This is a genomic window from Saprospiraceae bacterium, from assembly GCA_016712145.1.
GTDB lineage: Bacteria > Bacteroidota > Bacteroidia > Chitinophagales > Saprospiraceae > Vicinibacter.
On the sequence record JADJRO010000002.1, the window covers coordinates 20,372 to 40,578 of the forward strand.

General features: G+C 34.1%; 16 protein-coding genes and 2 tRNA genes. 13 read left to right on the top strand and 5 right to left on the bottom strand.

The features are described 5' to 3' along the window. The first annotated feature begins 70 nt into the window (after positions 1 to 70). Positions 71 to 754 (top strand): alpha/beta hydrolase, encoded by a 684-nt coding sequence (locus IPK91_12440; GenBank protein ID MBK8298060.1) that lies wholly within the window; start codon positions 71 to 73, stop codon positions 752 to 754. On the opposite strand, the gene IPK91_12445 is transcribed toward IPK91_12440, so the two are convergent. Both IPK91_12445 and IPK91_12450 read right to left on the bottom strand, forming a co-directional pair. Next, positions 747 to 1,964 carry a hypothetical protein gene (locus IPK91_12445; GenBank protein MBK8298061.1) on the bottom strand — a complete coding sequence of 406 codons (1,218 nt, stop codon included), beginning with the start codon at positions 1,962 to 1,964 and terminating at the stop codon, positions 747 to 749. The two genes, IPK91_12440 and IPK91_12445, sit on opposite strands and share 8 nt — an antisense overlap. A 12-nt stretch (positions 1,965 to 1,976) precedes the next feature. Further along, positions 1,977 to 2,384, bottom strand: a complete 408-nt coding sequence (locus tag IPK91_12450; GenBank protein ID MBK8298062.1) for an OsmC family protein — start codon at positions 2,382 to 2,384, stop codon at positions 1,977 to 1,979. A 186-nt stretch (positions 2,385 to 2,570) separates the two neighbouring features. On the opposite strand from IPK91_12450, the gene IPK91_12455 reads away from it, so the two are divergent. Together IPK91_12455 and IPK91_12460 are read left to right on the top strand one after the other, a co-directional pair. Next, positions 2,571 to 3,431: a hypothetical protein gene (locus IPK91_12455; protein ID MBK8298063.1), complete on the top strand. Its 861-nt coding sequence runs from the start codon at positions 2,571 to 2,573 to the stop codon at positions 3,429 to 3,431. A 9-nt stretch (positions 3,432 to 3,440) separates the two neighbouring features. After that, positions 3,441 to 4,001 (top strand): hypothetical protein, encoded by a 561-nt coding sequence (locus tag IPK91_12460; GenBank protein MBK8298064.1) that lies wholly within the window; start codon positions 3,441 to 3,443, stop codon positions 3,999 to 4,001. On the opposite strand, the gene IPK91_12465 is transcribed toward IPK91_12460, so the two are convergent. Further along, positions 3,998 to 4,537 (bottom strand): GNAT family N-acetyltransferase, encoded by a 540-nt coding sequence (locus tag IPK91_12465; protein MBK8298065.1) that lies wholly within the window; start codon positions 4,535 to 4,537, stop codon positions 3,998 to 4,000. The genes IPK91_12460 and IPK91_12465 overlap by 4 nt on opposite strands. A gap of 181 nt (positions 4,538 to 4,718) precedes the next feature. On the opposite strand from IPK91_12465, the gene IPK91_12470 reads away from it, so the two are divergent. The 3 genes from IPK91_12470 to IPK91_12480 are packed head-to-tail and all read left to right on the top strand — an operon-like array spanning position 4,719 to position 10,175. Beyond that, positions 4,719 to 7,745 carry a T9SS type A sorting domain-containing protein gene (locus tag IPK91_12470; GenBank protein ID MBK8298066.1) on the top strand — a complete coding sequence of 1,009 codons (3,027 nt, stop codon included), beginning with the start codon at positions 4,719 to 4,721 and terminating at the stop codon, positions 7,743 to 7,745. 22 nt (positions 7,746 to 7,767) lie between these two features. Beyond that, positions 7,768 to 9,279 (top strand): T9SS type A sorting domain-containing protein, encoded by a 1,512-nt coding sequence (locus IPK91_12475; GenBank protein MBK8298067.1) that lies wholly within the window; start codon positions 7,768 to 7,770, stop codon positions 9,277 to 9,279. After that, entirely contained in the window at positions 9,276 to 10,175 is a 900-nt protein-coding gene (locus tag IPK91_12480; protein MBK8298068.1) for a T9SS type A sorting domain-containing protein, read from the top strand. Before IPK91_12475 ends, IPK91_12480 begins: the two co-directional genes overlap by 4 nt. Before the next feature lie 89 nt (positions 10,176 to 10,264). Here the strand turns inward: IPK91_12480 and IPK91_12485 are convergent. Next, positions 10,265 to 10,339: transfer RNA gene (locus IPK91_12485), tRNA-Val, on the bottom strand. A 167-nt stretch (positions 10,340 to 10,506) separates the two neighbouring features. Then, positions 10,507 to 11,958, bottom strand: coding sequence for an oligosaccharide flippase family protein (locus tag IPK91_12490; protein ID MBK8298069.1), 1,452 nt, complete (start codon positions 11,956 to 11,958; stop codon positions 10,507 to 10,509). A 101-nt stretch (positions 11,959 to 12,059) separates the two neighbouring features. Here IPK91_12490 and IPK91_12495 point away from each other — a divergent pair, with 101 nt between their 5' ends. From IPK91_12495 to IPK91_12525, 7 genes are all read left to right on the top strand, one after another. Further along, positions 12,060 to 14,474, top strand: a complete 2,415-nt coding sequence (locus IPK91_12495) for a gliding motility-associated C-terminal domain-containing protein (GenBank protein MBK8298070.1) — start codon at positions 12,060 to 12,062, stop codon at positions 14,472 to 14,474. A 28-nt stretch (positions 14,475 to 14,502) separates the two neighbouring features. Beyond that, a complete protein-coding gene (locus IPK91_12500; protein MBK8298071.1) occupies positions 14,503 to 15,603 on the top strand; it encodes a VIT1/CCC1 transporter family protein in 1,101 nt (366 codons plus the stop codon). Between the two features lie 48 nt (positions 15,604 to 15,651). Continuing rightward, entirely contained in the window at positions 15,652 to 16,431 is a 780-nt protein-coding gene (locus IPK91_12505; GenBank protein MBK8298072.1) for a phosphatase PAP2 family protein, read from the top strand. A 228-nt stretch (positions 16,432 to 16,659) separates the two neighbouring features. Then, positions 16,660 to 16,730: transfer RNA gene (locus tag IPK91_12510), tRNA-Cys, on the top strand. Positions 16,731 to 16,913: 183 nt separating this feature from the next. Further along, a complete protein-coding gene (locus IPK91_12515) occupies positions 16,914 to 17,153 on the top strand; it encodes a hypothetical protein (GenBank protein ID MBK8298073.1) in 240 nt (79 codons plus the stop codon). Between the two features lie 911 nt (positions 17,154 to 18,064). After that, positions 18,065 to 18,268 carry a hypothetical protein gene (locus tag IPK91_12520; protein MBK8298074.1) on the top strand — a complete coding sequence of 68 codons (204 nt, stop codon included), beginning with the start codon at positions 18,065 to 18,067 and terminating at the stop codon, positions 18,266 to 18,268. A gap of 1,070 nt (positions 18,269 to 19,338) precedes the next feature. Further along, complete coding sequence (locus IPK91_12525) at positions 19,339 to 19,536, top strand: hypothetical protein (GenBank protein ID MBK8298075.1); 198 nt, start codon at positions 19,339 to 19,341, stop codon at positions 19,534 to 19,536. Positions 19,537 to 20,207 lie beyond the last annotated feature (671 nt).

Here is a 20,207-nt window from a genome sequence, read left to right on the forward strand (position 1 = left end):
AAGCGAGATGTCCACTACGCTCCCACAATTCGTAATTCCTAATTGAATACTTCTCTTTAATTTTGCACAAATGAAAAATATCATACTACTTCACGGCGCTTTGGGTTCTGCATCTCAGATGAAGGAGTTACAGACTGCTTTAGAATCACAGTTTAATGTGTACACTTTAGAATTTGATGGACATGGAAAAAAAGCAGCCGCCTTAGACGCTTTAGATATTAAGCACATGGCCTTAGAATTGGATCAATTCATGACACAGCATGCAATCTCCAATCCGATTGTTTTTGGTTACAGCATGGGGGGTTATGTTGCATTGTATCATGCAAGTAAACTTCCAAATAAAATTGCTAAAGTGATCACATTGGCTACTAAATTTGATTGGAATCCGGAATCATCTGTAAAAGAAACCAGCATGCTCGATCCGGAACAAATGGAAAAACAAATTCCAGCTTTTTGTGAAGTATTAAATCATAGACATGGAAGTTCTTGGAAACAACTGGTAAATAATACTGCTGAGATGATGATGCGTCTAGGTAAAAATCAAGAATTACCAGATGCGGAATTGAAAAAAATCCGTATACCTGTATTGGTTTGTCTGGGCGATAAAGATAAAATGGTTAGCGCTTCAGAGTCTAATCATGCAGTTTCAAATCTTGAAAATGGAAAGCTTCAAATACTACCAGACACTTCTCATCCCCTCGAACGGGTAAATTGTAAACTGCTAGCAGAATTGATCGGTACGTTTGCTAGTTAAATTGGTTAGAGAATGTAAATTCAAATTTTCTATATTCATCCCAATAATTCGGAAATGATTTAGAAACAACTTCCGAATTATCAATCTCAATCGGATAGCGCCATTTTATCAAACTAAATGCCATTGCAATGCGATGATCCATATAAGATGAATAACTTGAATCAAGATTAAATTGAATGGCGTCCATTTCAAAATAATAAATACCCTCTTCCTGAGTTGGTTTAAGAATGCGTACATGCTGAGATTCCAGAAACCTGGAAATGATATCCAGTCGATTTGATTCTTTGTATTGCAAGTGCTGCAAACCAGAAAAATAACAATTAACTTTGTTCAAAGCACAAAAGATTGCCATAGCAGGAAATAGATCGGGGCAATTTGTAAAATCGAAAGCTACTGAACCTGGAATTTCTATATTAAATTTTTCGATTCTGATTCCATCTTCAAGGCAAATTGTTTTCAAGCCAAACCATTCAAAAAAAGTAATTAAAACTTCATCACCCTGCAATCCGGATTTTCTCAAACCAGGAAAATTAATGCAACCCCTTTCTTGCAAACCCAATAAGGCATAAAAAAAAACAGCTGCACTCCAATCGGACTCAACAAAATAATCTTTTCCTACATAACTTGATTTATGAATAGTAATCAACGCACGGTCTTGCAAAATTTGAACTCCAAAATCATGCATCAACTGAATGGTCATGCTTAGATACGTCGCTGAAACTAAATTTCCTGTAACTTCGATGGTGATTGTTTTATTCAAAAAAGGTGCAATTAATAAAATCGATGAAATAAACTGACTGCTTAAGGACCCATCAATTTTCAAAAAATCCGGTATAGGTTCTGAAATGCCTTTTATAATTTTTAGTGGCAACTTGAAATCCCCTTCAATAAAATAAAATTCACAATGGAGAGACTCCAATACCTTTATAATTTCATGTATTGGTCTTTTCCTAAGACCTTCACCGCAATCAAGGATAGGCGATTTATGATAGAGGGCTAAATATGCCAACAAAAATCGCAAGGTGGTGGCGCCTTCTCCAACGTTTAACTTTTCAGATTCAGTATCATTCAGACAACGCTGTAAATCGATGGTGTCATCTGCTTTAGAAAGATTTTCAATTTGAAATTTAGATGTACACAAAGCCTGAATAATCAACAGGCGATTGGATATGCTTTTGGAAGCAGGTAAGTGGATAGCAAGGGAATTCATTATTAAAACCTGCTAGGCCCAATGAATGCGTAAAACTTCCTTTAAATCCGGATGCAGACTGCGATTCACCGGACATGCATTTGCAGCTTTCTCAAGAATTACTTTTTCTTTATTGCTAAATGCAAGGTCTGGCATATATATATCAACTTCAATAGAGGCAATCCGGCGTGGATCGCTGGCCATTATTTTTAAAACTTCCGCTCTGGTGCCAATCATATTGATCCCATGTGTTTTTGCAGCAATTCCCATGGTTGTAATCATACAACACGCTAAAGAAGTTGCTGCCAGATCGGTAGGTGAAAACGCTTCTCCTTTCCCCTGATTATCAACCGGAGCATCCGTTATAAATGTTTGTCCGCTTCGAACATGGGTTGTCTGTGTACGCAAATCACCGGTATATAATACTTCTGAAGTTTTCATAATACAAATTAAAATTCAAAATTAAAGATTAAATCCTGAAAGCCATGCAAAGAGTTAGAAAAAGCGACTTGCATTGCTAAATCCGTTATTTTAAATCATTTATACATGCAATAAAAAAAAATCCATGCTTATACACGAAATACCCTAATTTTGGAAAAACCAAATGATACGCATTTTAGCTAAGCCATGATAAAAACAGAGCGAAGTCAGATTAAAAAGAAATTATTTACAACTGTAAATGCTTCCTTGAGGGGGCTGCTTTCTTATTCAATTTTATTATTAGGAATTCTATTATTACTAGGTACCATATTGGACCAGGCGTCTTCAAGTATTTTTCAACAATATGCAGATCAGATTCATAAATTTAATGAAGGAATTTACTATTCCTGTATTGGATTGATTTGTGTTGTACTTGGATTAGAGCGCGCATTGGATATTTCACGCATTGATCAGGCCCTTGAAAATCAAAATGATATTTTAAATTCAATAGATACACATATTTCAACCTACCGACAATATAAATTTATTGAATCCTATCATGAGATCTATAATTTATCACTGCAATTAACTGAACGAGCTAAAACAAATATCCGTTCAGTGGTCTATGCAAATTCGCCCAAAGCACCAGATAGTTGGAATGAACGGGTTGCAGAAATATTACGACGCAAATCAGATGCCGGCGTACCCGTTCAGTTTGACATTGTCATATGCATCAATAAAGACGACATCAATCAACAATTTATCGAATCAACTGAACGCCGTTTTAAAATATTTCAGGATCAGGGTTCTGATATTTACTTTCATCGATACGTTCAATACATGGAAAAAACCATTGGCTATGATTGCTTTATTATTGATGACACGGATTTAATACTAAGTTTTCCAACAATCCTTTCCAATAAAACACAACGTGCATTGTTTTTTGAAAATCAAACAGACACGGTGAATCAATACATCAATTGGTTTAATTCATATGCTATGTTTGAAGCCATTTCTATGAAAACGGCATTAAAGAATGCAAGGGCTCTTTTAAATTTACCGAATTAAAATGATATCATGAAACAACTCCTCGTATTATCCGTAATTTTTCTGCTTTTAAATAGTTGCACAAAAGATTCCGATTCAAAAGAAGAAATGCCTTTATTTAGTTTCTTATCCCAAAGCGGCACCTCTATTGATACCATTCGCAATGGTGCTGTTATATGGGAATATGGATTTCGTTTTAAACCCTTGAAAGCAGGTAAGATTACCAAGCTTGGGATAAAAGTGCCCGCTATAAATACATTCAAAGTTAAATTATATAATTTGACAACGCAAACTATAATCGCACAAACCAGCATTCAGTCAACTAATGAAGGGGGTGAATTTTTTGGAGACATTGCCGATGTCAATGTTACTTCCGGTGCGGATCTCGGGGTAGCAATTGTTGCAGATGTGTTTTTTAAAGTGCGTAATTTGAATGGCGATGCATTTTCCTTCCCGATTACAAAAGACAATTTAAGCATCATTTCATTCAATGAAGAAATATGTGGGCCCAATGGCTGCAATGCGTTTCCTGGAACGACCAATGGCACGGTTATAGCGCCTTGTGTAAATATTGTATTCGTTAAGGATTAATTTGGCTGTTTTGTCAACCAATCTGTTTTTTGCAATTCCCATTTCCAGATTAACCCATCCTCTGGATCTTCAATTGATGAAATAAATTGCATACCGCAATGTTTGAGGATTGCTGTGGAAGCATTTTCATGTGGCAATGTATGTGCCAAAATGCTATCTACCTGGCGATTTTGAAATGCATCCAGAATTAAGGCTTTTGCAAGCTCCAATCCATAAGCATTTTGACGAAAAGAAGGAGCAATTTCATAGCCAATTTCAACCCGATTTAAATCATCTGGTTTTCCTTTATAACCACAGGTTCCAATTACCAAATTCTTTGCTTTCAATACGGGTAAATAGGTCCACCAATTCGCTTGAGTAGGATCTGAAAGCAGTTTTAAGGTATAATTCAATGGATCCGTTCCAAAAGAGGTCCATTGATCAACCAAATTTAATCCATAGACGGATTCAAAACGATGGACATCTTCAATCAGAAGCGATACCATTTGTAGGTCACAGGCAAGTAGCCTTAATCTTGGAGTTTCAATGATATACATCTTAACGTGTTTGTAATTATTCTTATTAAATCAACAAATTAGCATTCTCAATAAAAACTCATGCAAGCTAAATAAGTTGGCCTAAAACTAAATATAAAGTTTCATTAGTTTTGAATTAAGATCGTTTGCCTATTGATTCGACCTGAAGTATTTACTTAATTAACACTAAACCCTAAAAAAAATGAAGTATTTATTAATTTCCACCTTGTGGTGGCCCTTTATGCATTGTACATTAACAGCCCAGAATTTGGATTTTGAATGTTTAACAGATGCAAGTTACATTCAGGAAGTTGAAACTTCGCAGTGCCCATTTGCTGATATGGATTCTGAAGAAATGGATGCTTTACCCAATGTAACTGTATTTATTAATATCCATTATGTTAAAGGCAGTTACGGTAATTTTTATCCTGGAAACTCCAGCGGAGATCTCAAAGATGGAAATTACTATGCTGGTTTAATGCTCAATCATGCGAATTATGATTTAGATCATTTAATTCCAAATCCAGTTGGAATCAGCCACAAATTAGGAGATGCTAAAATCAACTACCAATTTTATACTGATCCCACAAATCTCAATGATTTATATGGTGGCATTTGGTATTGGGATCGGGAACCTGCTTCCTTTCCTTATTCAAATGTTTTAAACATTGTTTTCTATAATGGTGATCCGCAACACGAATTGAATGGCTCTGCCTGTAATATTACAGGATGTTGCAATCGGATCAGCCTGTCAGGTGCTTACTACAATCTTTGGGAAAATCCAACGCAACCTCATTTTGGTCACTGGGCATTTGCACAATTGTTAAATCATGAAATGTTTCATACATTAGGCTTGTGTCATTCGTTTTATGCTGCAAACACATGCAATGACATCGACCCGACAGCCGAATGTTCTTGTGGTCCCGGTACTACTAGTTGTGGCAGTGGAGGATTTGGTTGTTGTTCATGGAATAGCCATAGTACGAATATTATGAATTATGCGCCTACGCTAAAATCACTGAGTCTGTGTCAATGGGGAACAGCTTATAACAATGCCATTTCAAAAAATTGCTCGTTCATAAATTTTTGCGAAACACAAACAGAACCATTAATTATTGAAGCAGGTTCTCAAATCATTTGGGACCATTTGATGATTGTAAACCGACCCGTAATTGTAATGCCAACAGCATCCCTAACCATTACTTGTGAAGCACGATTTAGTACGGAAGCTTATGTGGAAGTACGCCGTGGCGCTAAACTTACAGTTGATGGTGCGCTCTTAACGAATCTGTGTCCGGATGGTTTTTGGCCAGGCATCCAGGTATGGGGCAACCCAGGTAAATTACAACCAGACCCTGCAAATGGAATTAATGGTATCAACGACGCCGGTATTGTACAAGTAATTAATGGCGCTACCATACAGCATGCACGTACTGCAATATCAACCGGAGCATGGGCCCAAGGCGGATCTGTTGCCTGGTCTCATTTTGGCGGAGTGGTTTACTGTGAAAATAGCAGCTTCATAGACAATCGCCGGGGTGTAGAATTTATGAAATACAACTATCCCAACAAAAGTAAATTTATCAATTGCACCTTCAGCGAAAGCGGAAATTATGTAGCTAATTCAGTAGGAGTCACAATCTGGGAATGCAATGACATCACATTTAATCGCAACACATTTCGATTTTTAGATGTGGCAGGAATTTTTGGAATAGACTTTGGTGCGAAAATTTATGATCACAACCAATTTTGGAATCTGCCAACAGGAATAGAATCGTATAATACCTTATTTTATAAAGGGAACTTAGACATAGGACAAAACAACAGCAATCCAAATTATTTTAAAAACAACAAAGTCCATATTTATTGTGCTTCTGGCAATGGTTTGGATCGGGTAAATATTATTAACAATGACTTATTTGATGCCACGTTAAACGGCATTATACTGGAAGGTTCTAGTTATTATAATATAGAGAACAACCGATTTCGAAATATTCCATTGGCGGTAGTTTCCGATGCAAGTGGAGCTGATTACAATCTAATACATTGCAATCAATTTGACAAGCATGAAAATGGCATTTTATTTCGTGACATGAATGATCAAACCCAGTTCCTTGATAACTGCTTTCCTTCTTCCATTGCTATTGGTGTAGTGATTGAATCCGGTGCCACCATCCGCTCTGAACAAGGGGATCACTCCCGAGTAGCTAATAATTGCCTACAATCACTTGTGGATATTCATGCATCTTCACCTTTTACTACATTTGCATATTTCTGCAGGCAACAACCAACAGCAATATATTGTGATGCTCAAGATGTTAATTGTGAAACTCCAACAAACAATTTGTCAGATGGAGGATTTAACAACTACTATGTGCATAAAACAAATGCAAAATCATCAACTGCATGCTCAAGCAATGTTGAAGATCATTTTAATCCAAATTTAAGTATTCAGGAATCTAGAATCAAACTAAAGTTTGCAAAAGACTTACTAGCTATAGATCCAGATAATACTGATTTACAAAAAGAAGTCGAACTCGCAGCAGCGGAACTTAATTCAATTTTAAAATTTACTATTCATAATTTAGTAACTATAAATGCATATGAAGAGGCGTTACAGTTCTTAATCCCGGGACAATCCATCTTTGAGCTTAAACTTGCTGTTGGTTTGCATCTAATGCTCCAAAACTTAAACAAAGCAGAAGAATTATTAGTAGCCATTCCAGATACTAGTGAATGTTTAAATACATTTAAATACAGTCAATTATTAAACGTCAAACGAAAACGAGAACAATGGAATTCGAATCTAAATGAATTAGAACGACAAGTCTTAATAAATCTGGCAAATACCAAATCACCTGACAGATCCTATGCCAAAGCGCTATTGGCTTTACAAACCGGAGAATCCCAAGTTAGTCATTATTTAGCAACTTCAATACCGACAAATGCTCGTAAGGATATTAAGACAGTTCAGGAGTTTAATTATCTGGAATTATTTCCTAATCCAGTCAGTGGGATGCTTCAAATTAATTATAACAGTAAAATTTCCGGCGAAGCAAATTTTGAAATAGTTAGTATATTGGGTATTAAAATCACCGCAGGAAGTCTGGATAAAAGTGGAAAATTGCAATTGAATTTAAACCAATATCCTGATGGTGTCTATATATTTTGTTTACTAGATCCGAATGGAATTATAAATAGAAAGTATTTTACAATAAATAAAAACTAAGTCAAGCTAATATATAAATACTATGAAACCAACAATTTTTATCATCATTACAATACTATTTCTATCGCATCATTTAAATGGACAGCAATACTTTAGCCGACATTATGATTTCGAAGGAGATAACGATATCGCATGGAACATTGCGAAAGCAGGCTATCGATACGTGGTTTTCTCTGCCAATTACTGCCACCAAAATAAAGTAAGTTGTTCTGGTTTACTATGTTTTGATGAAAATCTAGACTTGCTTTGGAAAATGCAAGTAGATAGTGTTGGCCCCTTATATGAAGAATGCATGACAACAGATGATCAGTTTATTTATTATTGTGTAACTCCTGATTACAACCCAAATTATGTCATGCGCTTGTATAAAATTGACCTGAATGGTAAACTCATACAAATGAAAGAATTAGGACCCTTTAGTAAAAGGATTTCCCCCATTGTGATGAATCACCACAATGGTGTACTTTATATGAATGTTGTATATTGGCATGATGGTACTTTAAAAGGGTATGATTCAACACAGGTATGGTACATGGATAAATATTTTAATATAATCCATAGTTTTACCGATACGGATAAAAATTTATACGAAGATTTAACGGGTTATCTTCCAACCGCTAGTGGTAATTTTATTTCCAGCAAAACACACTACAATGCAAGTAGAATTATAAGAGGCGAAGTAAGATTATTCAACCAAACTGGAAATATAATTCAAAACTTTCCCCTCCCTTGGACGCACGATGGAAAATATGGATTGGGATTAGAACCTGTCAAACCCACCCGGGATCATGGATGTGTAGGTTTATGGCATCAGGAAATCGAAGTATTTTTTAACGATACATTTCCGATGCAGCCTATGGTGTATAAAATGGATAGCTTGGGAAACATACAATGGCATCACATTTTTTATAGCAAGCATCCAAAAAGAATTAAAAATTTATTTGAAGCTAAAAATGGAGATATTATACTTATAGGTGATAGTGAGAAATCAGGAAAATCATTTCCTTATAAATGTGGAGGATGGGTAGTCCGCTTATCGCCGGATGGTAAAATTCTATGGGAGAAAAGCTATAATGACAGCATTACTCTTAATGGGTACAGCCATTTCTATGATGGCTTAGAAATGGAGAATGGAGAACTGCTGTTTTGTGGAAGCATTATGCCTAAGCGAAATCCCGGAATAATTATCAATACGGATAATTGGATCATTCATACTGATAGAAACGGCTGTATATTACCCAGCTGTGATAGTTTCCAAGTTCTAACTAAACCAGATGACCTAATAAAACAGCCACTAGCTGATATTCAATTTACAAATCCCGTCTTAAATGAGTGCTTGATTCAAAGTAAAACAATTGTCACGCCTGTAACGATTACAATCACAGATTTAAACTCAAATACTACTTACAAACAAATTATTTCCGGATTACCAATTAATTTAAATCTCAGTAGTATTCATGCAGGTGTTTACATTTTGTCAGTTTATGATCCTAAAATTAATTTTAAAGTATGTTATAAATTATTAAAACTATGACCCAACTAATTCAGGCATGTAAATACTTTTGCAACTCCAGGAAACGTTTTAAATTTCTTTACCTTGCGTTAATTTACAATTTAGCTATCCTCAATGCGCAACATTTAGTCGAGAAAGAAAATCAATGGAATGTAGCAATATATCCAACTTTTACGCCCGACTTTCATTCGTACGCGATTAAAATTCTAGATGATACGTTGGTTAATGGATTAGTGTATCACAAGGTTTACTATTCATACGACTCCATTAATACAGTTTGGAATTACAGATATGGCTTTATTCGAGAGGATACTTTAAAGAGAGTATATTATAAAAGGGATCATGATAACGAAGTGCTTTTATATGATTTTAATCTGAACGTAAATGATACGTTTAAAATCGATGAATTTTGTACACTCCAGGTCGTCGAAATTGATTCGATATCATTGAATGATGGGCAAACCAGAAAGCGACTTAAGCTAGTTCGCAAAGGAGAACCGGGTTGGGGACACGAATATTGGATTGATGGTATAGGCAGTCAATTTGGGCTTATCAATCATTTTGGATTTTGTGTAACCGACTATTCTGATGTACTACTTTGTTTTTATAATAATAATAAACTACTATTTCCAATGGCTCCCGCTTCTTGCTTTTTAACAAAAAATGATGAAGCATCAAATAAACCTAGAATTAAATTATTTCCAAATCCGTTTCATTCATATATAAAATTTGAGAATAGCAATTCACAATTTAGGAGTTTTAAATTAACTACCTTGACTGGAAAAGTCATGTTAAATGGTCGATTCGAAGACGCAGGTTCAAAAATCAATACGGAAGCTTTAATTTATGGTATTTACCTCTTCATTGTTGAAGCAGAAAATGGAAAGCAATGTGTATCACGATTAATAAAATATTAATGGGCTGTAAACTTGAGTGTAAAAAAGTTTTCATTGTATACAAATTTATATAAAACACAAAAGCCACTCTTTGAGTGGCTTTTGTTGTGTGGGAGATACTGGGTTCGAACCAGTGACCCTCTGCTTGTAAGGCAGATGCTCTGAACCAGCTGAGCTAATCTCCCCTTTTTATTTTCTCTCCATTGTTCCAGTGACCCTGGCGCCTTTAGCGCCATGCTCTGAACCAGATGAGCTATTTTTCCGAATTCATTAGGGGCTGCAAATATAATGGAGCCGTCATTTATTACAAAACAAATTTAAAATTTAAATTATTGTATTGATATTCAGCCCTTTATGATGATTCAACTTCCGACTTAAGGCGTATAAAATCACGTAGATCAATCATCTTTAATAAGATTGCCAGGAAAAGGATCCCTACTAATGATAATGTCATTCCTATCCGCCAATCGTCAACATTGGATTTAAACAGTGAACTTACACAATATGCAATGAACATTAGAAAAATCATTTTTAACCAAATTACTGATTTTAAATGGATGATTTGTTTTTGTTGCAAGTAAATAATTTGAATACCAAATAAAAAACTATGCGTAATGACTGTGACGTAAGCTACACCAATCAATTGCAAGCTTTTAATTAAGTAAACATTTAATACAAAACTAATAATACCTGCCAGCATGTAAAATAAAAACAATTGACGCTCTTTGTGTATTGCTTGAAATAAGGCTCCAAAAATATAATTTAAACTCGCGGGTAAAAAAGAAAGCATCAATAAACAAAAAATAAACTCCCAATAATTGTTGTTTTGATTGTATAGTAAATTCATAAGTTCCTTTGCATAAAAACAACTGCTCATAACCAATGCAATTGTAAATGCAAACAATAAATTCAAAGCCATTTTTAATAGCTCGGTCAGTTTATCTACATCCTTGTATAAAACCGAAAACATTGCCAGTAATAAACTTCCAAATGCAAGAGACACCATGCTGGATGCTTCAAAAATACGCATGGAGGCCGCATAAATTCCGGCTTGTTCGTCACCATTTTCAAGCCATTTACCTATTAATAACACATCCAACTTGGTATACATTGTACTGAATAAAAAAATCAGGCTAAAAGGAATACAAGCCTTTATTATGGGCTTCAACTTCATAAAATGGACTGTCGGCCAGTTTATACGAATTCCTTTAATTAACAAAAAACAAACAGCAAGAACTAAGCAGCTGCCGATTGAAATGGTTTGAATCCAAACAAATCCTTGTACACTCAAATACTGTTTTAATTCAGGATACCACAAAATAAAGGCCCCAAAAATAATCAACAAGATCCGATCTAAAATCGACAAAAAACTATCCGATTTATAATACCCTAATCCGGAAATTACAGACCGAATAAAAAATACAGCACTGATTAAAATTTGATTAAAAACTAAATGCAGAATTAATGAAAGTTGAATCTTTTCATAATCAAACACAAGGATAAATAGTACAATACAAATTGCATAAAGTAAAGAAAGTAAGATTTTTAGACCTATTAATTGATTGAAATTGTTTTCAACGTTTGCCCTGTTTTGACTTACGAAACGATTGGTATAATTTTGAATTCCAAAATCATTAATGAACTGAAATAACAAGGTAAAATTGAGCAGTTTATAATATAAACCATAATCCGTCGTACCCAAAACCAATTGAAATTGACGATCTATCCCCAAGAGGTATATGGCTTTAACAAACAAATTCAAGCCAATTAATAAGACAATATTAATTGCAAAGGTCTTTTTCATGAAGGATTTGCAAGATACAAAGCATTCTCAAGTGATTTGATTTGAATAGGCTTATTACATTCAATTGAAATATACTACATTGTCATTAAATTGAATTTCTTATGCAACATGCCATTCGCATATTTCTTTTTACCATTATATTATTAATTATAAATCAAGGAATTGCGCAATCAATCCGCTTTCAAAAGACTTACGGTCCACAGGCTTTTGTCCCAGGAAGTAAAAATAATGAAGCCAGTTTTTATGATGTGGAAACACTTTCGGATGATGGGTTCGTAACGCTCGGATTTCTAACAGACACCTTGACGCCTCAGCATTCAGAAGGCTTTATAAGCCGTTATGATTGCACCGGCCGCGTACTATGGACTAAAACATTGGGTGCTTCAGGAGCTCCTACCAACACCAATGCAGGCATCGTAGAAACACCTGAAGGCGATATCGTTTTCAGCTTTAATCTTGGAACTGGCTTTTTTCGTGCTTCCATTTTAGCTGGTCGAATTTCAAAATCAGGACAAGTCATGTGGATGAAACGCATAGGTAATAATACAGAATTCGGTAGAGATTTGGTCCAAACACCGGATGGAGGTTTTGTAATTGTAGGAAATACCGCTTTTCATGGTACTGATAATACAGCTGCTGACATTTATATGTTGAAGCTGGATGCGAATGGCAGTATTCTTTGGTCAAAAACATTTGGCAATCCTGCAGGAACTTATGACGAAGCATATGCTGTTAAACTTGACTCCAAAACAAATCTTATCGTCACAGGTCGATGCATTGCGGATGCAACATTTCAGGCATTTATTTTAAAAGCTGATCCCAATGGGAATCCCATTGCATTTAAAACCTATGGATACAACAACCAACGAACCAATGCATTTGATTTATTGGTAGATGCCCAGGATAATTACCTGATTACAGGTTTCACAACCATTTTGGAAAGCGATCATACGAGTTCTGAAAGTGATCCATTTCTTATTAAAGTAGACAGTGCAATGAATACCGTATTTGCAAATGTTTATGAAGTTAACAATGGACGAGATTTTAGCACGATCGGAGAGGGACTTGCTCTTTTAAACAATGGTGACTACGCAATTGGTGTGAGTACCTTGTCTTTTTCATCTCACGATATTTCAGGTCCAAGTGCACCAAATAAAAATGCCTTGTACGTAATTCGAAAAGATGGTAGTATTCGTAAAGCCCTTTTATACAATATGCACGGCTCGCAGTATACCCGTGTGCGAAAAAGCAGCATGGGTTCTGTATTATTGGGTGGATTTTCAAGAGCATATACTGATAAAAATGTCAGTCAAGGTTTGATAATCAAAACAGATAATCAATTTCTTTCCGGTTGTCATGATATCGATGTAACTCCAGAATTGGCTATTTACAAACCCACCTGGCAGATAGCTGACTTTAGTTATCAATTAAAATCAGGACATCGAATCATTGATTATAGTAACTACAAGGATTCTTTATTAAAAGAATTTACCTTATGCGAAGAAATTCCTTTACTGACCCCAGAATTTGATGCACCAACTACAACTTGTCCTGGTGAAGTTCAGTTTATAGATCAATCTGCCGGTCCAGGAACAGGCTATTGGATCATTGATCAAGATACCATTCGTCAGGATGGTGATCTTAACTATTTATTTCATAATCCCGGAACGTATGCTGTGACAAGGGTTTTACAATTTAGTTGTGTCGTAAAAAGCATTACTAAAAATCTGATTGTAAAATCCGGGTTTGTAGATACTGTTTTTGCAAGCATTTGCGAAGGATCTAGTTTTACTTTTAAAGGAAATAATTTTGACAAAGAGGGGATTAATTTGCTAAAAATTCCTGGACAAGGTGGTGTTTGCGATTCAACATATATTATTGATATTAAAAAAATCAAGGTCGATTCGGCCATTGTCTCTCAGGAGTTTTGCGGAAAAGAATTTAAACTCCACAATCAAAGCTATACGAATCCTGGAAAGTATCAATTGATACTTAAGAGTCAAGCAGCTTGTGACAGCTTGATAATAAGTTTGAACCTTTCTAAGATTTATAAAACAGATACCCTTATTGAATTAGACACTGTTTACTTTTGCGATCATTTTCAATATGGTGATACGATATTAACCAAATCCGGTATTTATCAAAAAGTTGCCTTTGATACCCTTGATGATTGTGGCATTAAATATTTTAATGCTATTTTGGTAGATGATTGTGATTGTTTAAAATTTCCAAATGTCTTTACACCTGATAATGGCGATCAATTAAATAATGATTTTAGGCCAGCAAATAAATGCGGAGATGTAATTGAAGAGTATAAAATAAAAATCTACAATCGTTGGGGACAAATTATTTACGACTTTACAGGAGATTACAAAACTGGATGGGATGGGAAGTATAAATCATTACCAGCACCAGTTGAAACCTATATGTACTTGGCAGAATTTAAAATACGCTATGTTGAAAACCAAGCAGCAGTAACTAAACAAAAATCCGGATCCTTTAGTATCATTCGGTAGATTTTAATTATAATTTGAGAATACAAACATGATTAATCAGAAAAACATACAAACCGAAGTAGATGCAGGTTTTTTATATTCCTATTTAGCAGAAACGGAAAGTGATCCGAATGTTGCAAAGGTATTTCATGAAATGGCCGACATTGAATCCGGTCATGCAAAAGCTTTTCTTGCAAAAAAAAGTATCGGACTTTCAAAATTGCCTAAACCATCCTGGAGAGCGAAAACTTTAAAGTTGGTTGGAAAATTTTTCGGAAACGATTATGTTCTTGGTGTATTGTTAGATACTGAAAAAAGTATTTCTAATGCTATTTTAAAAACAAGATCTGAAGGGAAAACAAATCCATCTATATCAGATACTGCACATGTGAGTATCTTAAAAAATATACTTAACACGAATACCACGATATCTGGAACAAGCCTTGCCCGATTTGAAAAAAGACACCGTTCCGTTGGAGGCAATGCACTGCGGGCAGCTGTTTTAGGAGGAAATGATGGACTGGTTTCCAATTTTAGTTTAGTCATGGGGATTGCCGGAGCAACCAGTGGACAAAATGAAGTATTGTTGACCGGATTGGCTGGATTATTGGCAGGGGCCTTATCCATGTCTTTGGGAGAATGGATCTCGGTTAAAAGTTCGCAAGAGCTCTATGAAAATCAAATGCAATTGGAACTAGATGAATTGGAAAGCAATCCGGAAGGAGAAGAAAGAGAAATGGCATTAATTTATATCGCTAAAGGAATTCCCGAAGATCAGGCTAGAAAAATGGCCAGTGAATTGATTAAAAATACAGAACAGGCACACCAATTATTAGTTAAAGAAGAATTAGGAATTAATCCGGAAGAATTAAAAGGTTCAGCGATGGAAGCTGCAATTACTTCTTTTATATTATTTGCGATTGGGGCCATAATTCCTGTAATTCCCTATTTTTTTATTGGCGGCATGAAAGCCGTTTTCTACAGTGCCGGATTGAGTGCAATCGGATTATTTATAATTGGTTCGTCCATTACTTTATTCACTGGAAAAAATGTTTGGTATTCCGGTTTAAGGCAAGTTGTTTTTGGCTTAATGGCCGCAGCCATCACCTTTGGTATAGGTAAATTAATAGGCGTGTCAATTGCAGGATAGTTTTTTTTTAATTTCCAAACAGTTTGGATTTGTTTTCTAAATATTCTTATGATTAAAAAAATTGGTATTATTTGTACGCTATTGATTTTACAACTTGCCTGTTTTAGTCAGAATAGCGTACTTGTAAATTACAGTTTGGATAGTAATACAAGGCAACAAAAAAAACCACTTCTTAATTTTAGTTATAAACAATTAATTATTCCAAGTACAGGAATTATTTATGGAATAGTTGGTTTAAATATTCCCTCCTTGCGATTATTAAATAGAGAAATAAGGGAAGAGGTAAGTGAGCATATAGATGGCAAGTTTTCAATTGATGATATTGCACAATATGTTCCCGCTGTCAGTGCATTTGGATTAGAATTGATGGGTATTCAAGGAACAAACAGTTTGAAAGAGCGGAGCCTTGTGTTGCTCACATCTTATATTTTAATGATTAGCGTGGTTTCTAGTTTAAAAAATACAACAAAAATTGAACGACCTGACAAAACTGGGCACAACTCCTTTCCTTCAGGGCATACTGCCAATGCGTTTGTTGGTGCTGAATTATTGTGGCAAGAATACAGGGAGCAATCAATTTGGATTGGCATTGCAGGATACACTATTGCCAGCGGTACCGGAGCATTCCGCATTCTCAATAACCGGCATTGGTTGACCGATGTGACGATGGGAGCTGGAATTGGCATCCTTTCAACCAAACTGGCATATTGGCTGTACCCCTATTTAAACAGCGCATTGTTTCATTGCAATTCGAGGTCAAATGCCCTCCGTTTAGAGCCCCAAATCCATTCAAATCAGTATGGACTGTGTCTTCATTTAGGGTTTTAAGAACTTTCGAAATCCGTTCTATTTTATATTTTATATATTTAACATCCTCATTTACAAGCATAAAATTAAATTCTACTAATTTTAGACATTGAAATTATCCTGTAATACATTCCGGTTGACTTTAAAAAAAGCGAATTCTTAAATAAAATTCCGCTAAACCTTCCCCCAGGATTTGAATATTTTCCGTTTACTTTTTGTATTTATCTACTATATTTGCCCTCCCTTTTAGGTCGGGTGGCCGAGTGGCTAGGCTCAGCTCTGCAAAAGCTGCTACAGCGGTTCGAATCCGCTCTCGACCTCAAAAGTATTTCCCCTTATCAATTACTGGTAAAGGGATTTTTATTTTAGTCTCATTATCAATGCTTTATGAAAATATAGGCATTTTACTTTATCACCCTTTATAAAGGATAATAAACTAATTTGTACACCTAAAACTACACCTGAATGGATATTTATATTATATTTGAGTATAAATTCTATTCATGAAACAAAATCATTTCTTTGAATTAAAATCTAATGGTGATCCTTCTAAAGAAACTTCAATCCGATACAGAAGCCATTTTAATGGTGGGAGGTTTATATACGGAACAGGTGTCAAAATATACCCAGAATTGTGGGACAAAATCAATCAGAAACCAATTAAAGACAAAGGTATAATCAGGGAATATAAAACCCAGATCCTAATTTGGATTCATTGCTTACCAATATTGAAATCAGATTGAACAATATTACCAACGAAGTTGATGGATATTTAAGTAATTGTAAATTCAATAGTCAGGCTATAAATGAACGAGATCTTAAAAACCGACTAAATGCTAATATTAAGCAATCTGAGAACACAATAAAGAAAGTCCTAAAAAACTTAAAAAGAAATTAATGGTGAAAAAATTGATAAAAATTTCATTTGTGACTATTTAATTGCATTTATTTATGAAATTAGGAATGGCTCTAGGACAATTGCAACTGGAAAAGTAAGGTAATAGATACACTTTTTGGGTTACAATTAAAAAATTATTCTGGACTTCTTGTAAACAGTTAAAAAGTTTTGAATATTCAAAAATCAAAAATTAAAATGGACAGATCTCTCCATTACGTTTTATAACGATTTTCTGCTTTTTGGCAATACCAATAAACTTAGTAAAAATTTTATTGGCAGACTAATTAAGCAATTAAAAGTTGTTTCCCAAGCGTCAATGGACGAAAATATTCACACAAACAATATATTCAGGGATAGAAGATTTGATACACTTTCTGAAAGAGTTATGAATATCGCATTGACTGAACAAGCTTGAAAGCCTTTATAATTTGGACCTACCAATAGATTCCAACTTGAACTTAATCCGTGATCTCTTTTTGTGGGGTGTTATACAGCTCAAGATGGAGTGATTATAGTAAATTAACCGAAACAAACATTCATGACAACAAAATAATCCTTATTCAACAAAAAGGCAAAGAAAAAATAATTATCCCTATAAAACCAAATTTAAAAACAATTCCTGAATAAAATATCCAAATGGATTTCCAAAGATAGCCAGAACAAACCTTTAACATTAAAATTAAAGAGATAGGAGAAAAAGCAGGATTCACAAATTTAGTTCAAATTAAAAAACAAAAGGAGGAATAACAGAGGTTAATGAATATCCTAAGTTTGAACTTATTTCATCCCATACAGCACGAAGGACAGGGAGCTACATTAATGTTTAAAGATAATATCCCTGCACTTGCAATTATGAAATTTACAGGACATAAAACTGAATCCAGTTTTATGAAATACATAATGATAGATGAAGAAGAAAATGCGAAATTACTTGAGAATCATCATTATTTTAATTCATAATCAATAATTATTCAAATGAAAATACAGGATATATATAAACAATTGGCTAAACTTCCACTAGAAGATGTATATTCTACAAATTTTGCGAACAAAATCATTACAAGCAACTCCTTAATTTAAAAATGCAATCATTTCAGCTTTATTATTCCGACTGTAATGGAATTTAATAAGAAAGATAAAAGATTTTACAGAAACTATTGAAGATATAATTGAAAATGAGAATTTAAAAGTTTTCCATCTTACTTAGAAATTTATTTAGATAAGCTATACAGGCCAAATGGTTTAAAATTACGGATCATAATTCTGTACTTTTTTTGATAATTTCTAGTGAACAGGAAATTAATCAAAATCGTACTAAGTTGGTCAGTAAATTTGAAGAAAAAATTAATACAAAAACCTAGGTTAACTTCAAATGATAAAAACTGTGGACCGACTTTAAGAAGAAATAGAGTACTTATAATTAAAGAATATATCTATTCACTTGAACAAGATTTACGAAAAATGACTTTTCATAAATAGCTATGATCCTTTAGAAGAATCCAAATACCTTGAAATTCTCCAAAGCACATAAATGCATTAAAATTAGAAATTGCAGAGATTAATTTGTTTAGAAAACAGTAAAGATAAGATACCATATTTAGAAATGTTAATTTGCATACTTCTTTGAATTGTCAAAAATACCTGTAAACTATTGGAATAGATCTAATGAAAAATTATCAGGAAAAAGTTTAGAAAAAATTCACCAAACATTTAAATTGAATTTACTACATCAATTCGGCATAATTGAATTTTAAAGCAAGTTTTGGACAAAAATAATGTTTCTAATGGGATTGGAATTTCTGCTTGAAAAACTAATAAATGAACCTCATGGTTCAATACAAACTGAATTATCGTCCAAACAAGACCTAAACTTAGGACTAAATCTGCCTGATAAAAAGTTACAAATTCTTAGATAATTTTAAAATTGAAATAGACAAAATCAAATTGCTATAACAATTAATTTTTCAATCTTAGGAATCTCATGTTTTCCCTACTCACATTCGCCATAAATTTGATTCAAATATTAAATTATGGAAATTACTCTAATAACGAATGATCAACTCCAGTATCTGATTAATGAAGTAGTTAAGAGGCTTGAAACTATTATAGTTGATTCCAAAAGGAACGACGGTACCACTAAAGAATGGTTAAGTGCAAAAGAGGTCTGCTCGATTTTTGCAAATTGGCCAACTTCCAACTCTGCATGCATGGTCAATCAGGAATATTAAAAAATATAAGATTAATAGACGTATCATGTTTTAAAATGATCAGATTGATAGTTCAATGAGGATTTGTCTCTAAAGATTGCAACAAAAAATGAATCAAGGGTCTATTAATATATTAAAATTTTAAACAGTGCATTTTACAAAATTCAAGCAGTATAAAATTAGGGGCGAATATTATGAAAAATGCAAATACTCGTTATCATAATTACGAATAGTTCTGAGGGCAAAATTTATTTCTAGTTATAAATTATTAAAATATAGATTTTATTGTGCTCAATTTTAACTTATTGAATCTCCAAAATTAAAGGGTCCACCAACTGACTCCAATGTAAAAGTTTCCATTTCTGGATCCTTTGGGTTTCTTCAATTTTGAGTAATTTGTCATCCCGTAACTATATCTTCAGATGTTGAATTCAAATATACTCAAGTTTTACCTTCCTAAATTCCTGACGTTCCTATAAATTATATTAGTGACTATAATGAAGAAAAACCTATATAGTTGTTTACTTAATATCAACTACAATTCTTTTACCCACGCACCATTTGTTCCTGAATCCATAATTTTGCAACATAGGTTAACGGTGCATTTATCCACCTAGTAACAGTGATCTGTGCATTTTATGTGATTTCAGTGATATCGCACCTTCGGAATTATCTATAATGCCATACTTATT

Excerpts from the sequence above, each read along its gene's own strand:
- IPK91_12440 (MBK8298060.1), top strand. The coding sequence starts at position 71 with ATGAAAAATATCATACTACTTCACGGCGCTTTGGGTTCTGCATCTCAG.
- IPK91_12445 (MBK8298061.1), bottom strand. The coding sequence starts at position 1,964 with ATGAATTCCCTTGCTATCCACTTACCTGCTTCCAAAAGCATATCCAAT.
- IPK91_12450 (MBK8298062.1), bottom strand. The coding sequence starts at position 2,384 with ATGAAAACTTCAGAAGTATTATATACCGGTGATTTGCGTACACAGACA.
- IPK91_12455 (MBK8298063.1), top strand. The coding sequence starts at position 2,571 with ATGATAAAAACAGAGCGAAGTCAGATTAAAAAGAAATTATTTACAACT.
- IPK91_12460 (MBK8298064.1), top strand. The coding sequence starts at position 3,441 with ATGAAACAACTCCTCGTATTATCCGTAATTTTTCTGCTTTTAAATAGT.
- IPK91_12465 (MBK8298065.1), bottom strand. The coding sequence starts at position 4,537 with ATGTATATCATTGAAACTCCAAGATTAAGGCTACTTGCCTGTGACCTA.
- IPK91_12470 (MBK8298066.1), top strand. The coding sequence starts at position 4,719 with ATGAAGTATTTATTAATTTCCACCTTGTGGTGGCCCTTTATGCATTGT.
- IPK91_12475 (MBK8298067.1), top strand. The coding sequence starts at position 7,768 with ATGAAACCAACAATTTTTATCATCATTACAATACTATTTCTATCGCAT.
- IPK91_12480 (MBK8298068.1), top strand. The coding sequence starts at position 9,276 with ATGACCCAACTAATTCAGGCATGTAAATACTTTTGCAACTCCAGGAAA.
- IPK91_12490 (MBK8298069.1), bottom strand. The coding sequence starts at position 11,958 with ATGAAAAAGACCTTTGCAATTAATATTGTCTTATTAATTGGCTTGAAT.
- IPK91_12495 (MBK8298070.1), top strand. The coding sequence starts at position 12,060 with ATGCAACATGCCATTCGCATATTTCTTTTTACCATTATATTATTAATT.
- IPK91_12500 (MBK8298071.1), top strand. The coding sequence starts at position 14,503 with ATGATTAATCAGAAAAACATACAAACCGAAGTAGATGCAGGTTTTTTA.
- IPK91_12505 (MBK8298072.1), top strand. The coding sequence starts at position 15,652 with ATGATTAAAAAAATTGGTATTATTTGTACGCTATTGATTTTACAACTT.
- IPK91_12515 (MBK8298073.1), top strand. The coding sequence starts at position 16,914 with ATGAAACAAAATCATTTCTTTGAATTAAAATCTAATGGTGATCCTTCT.
- IPK91_12520 (MBK8298074.1), top strand. The coding sequence starts at position 18,065 with ATGAATATCCTAAGTTTGAACTTATTTCATCCCATACAGCACGAAGGA.
- IPK91_12525 (MBK8298075.1), top strand. The coding sequence starts at position 19,339 with ATGGAAATTACTCTAATAACGAATGATCAACTCCAGTATCTGATTAAT.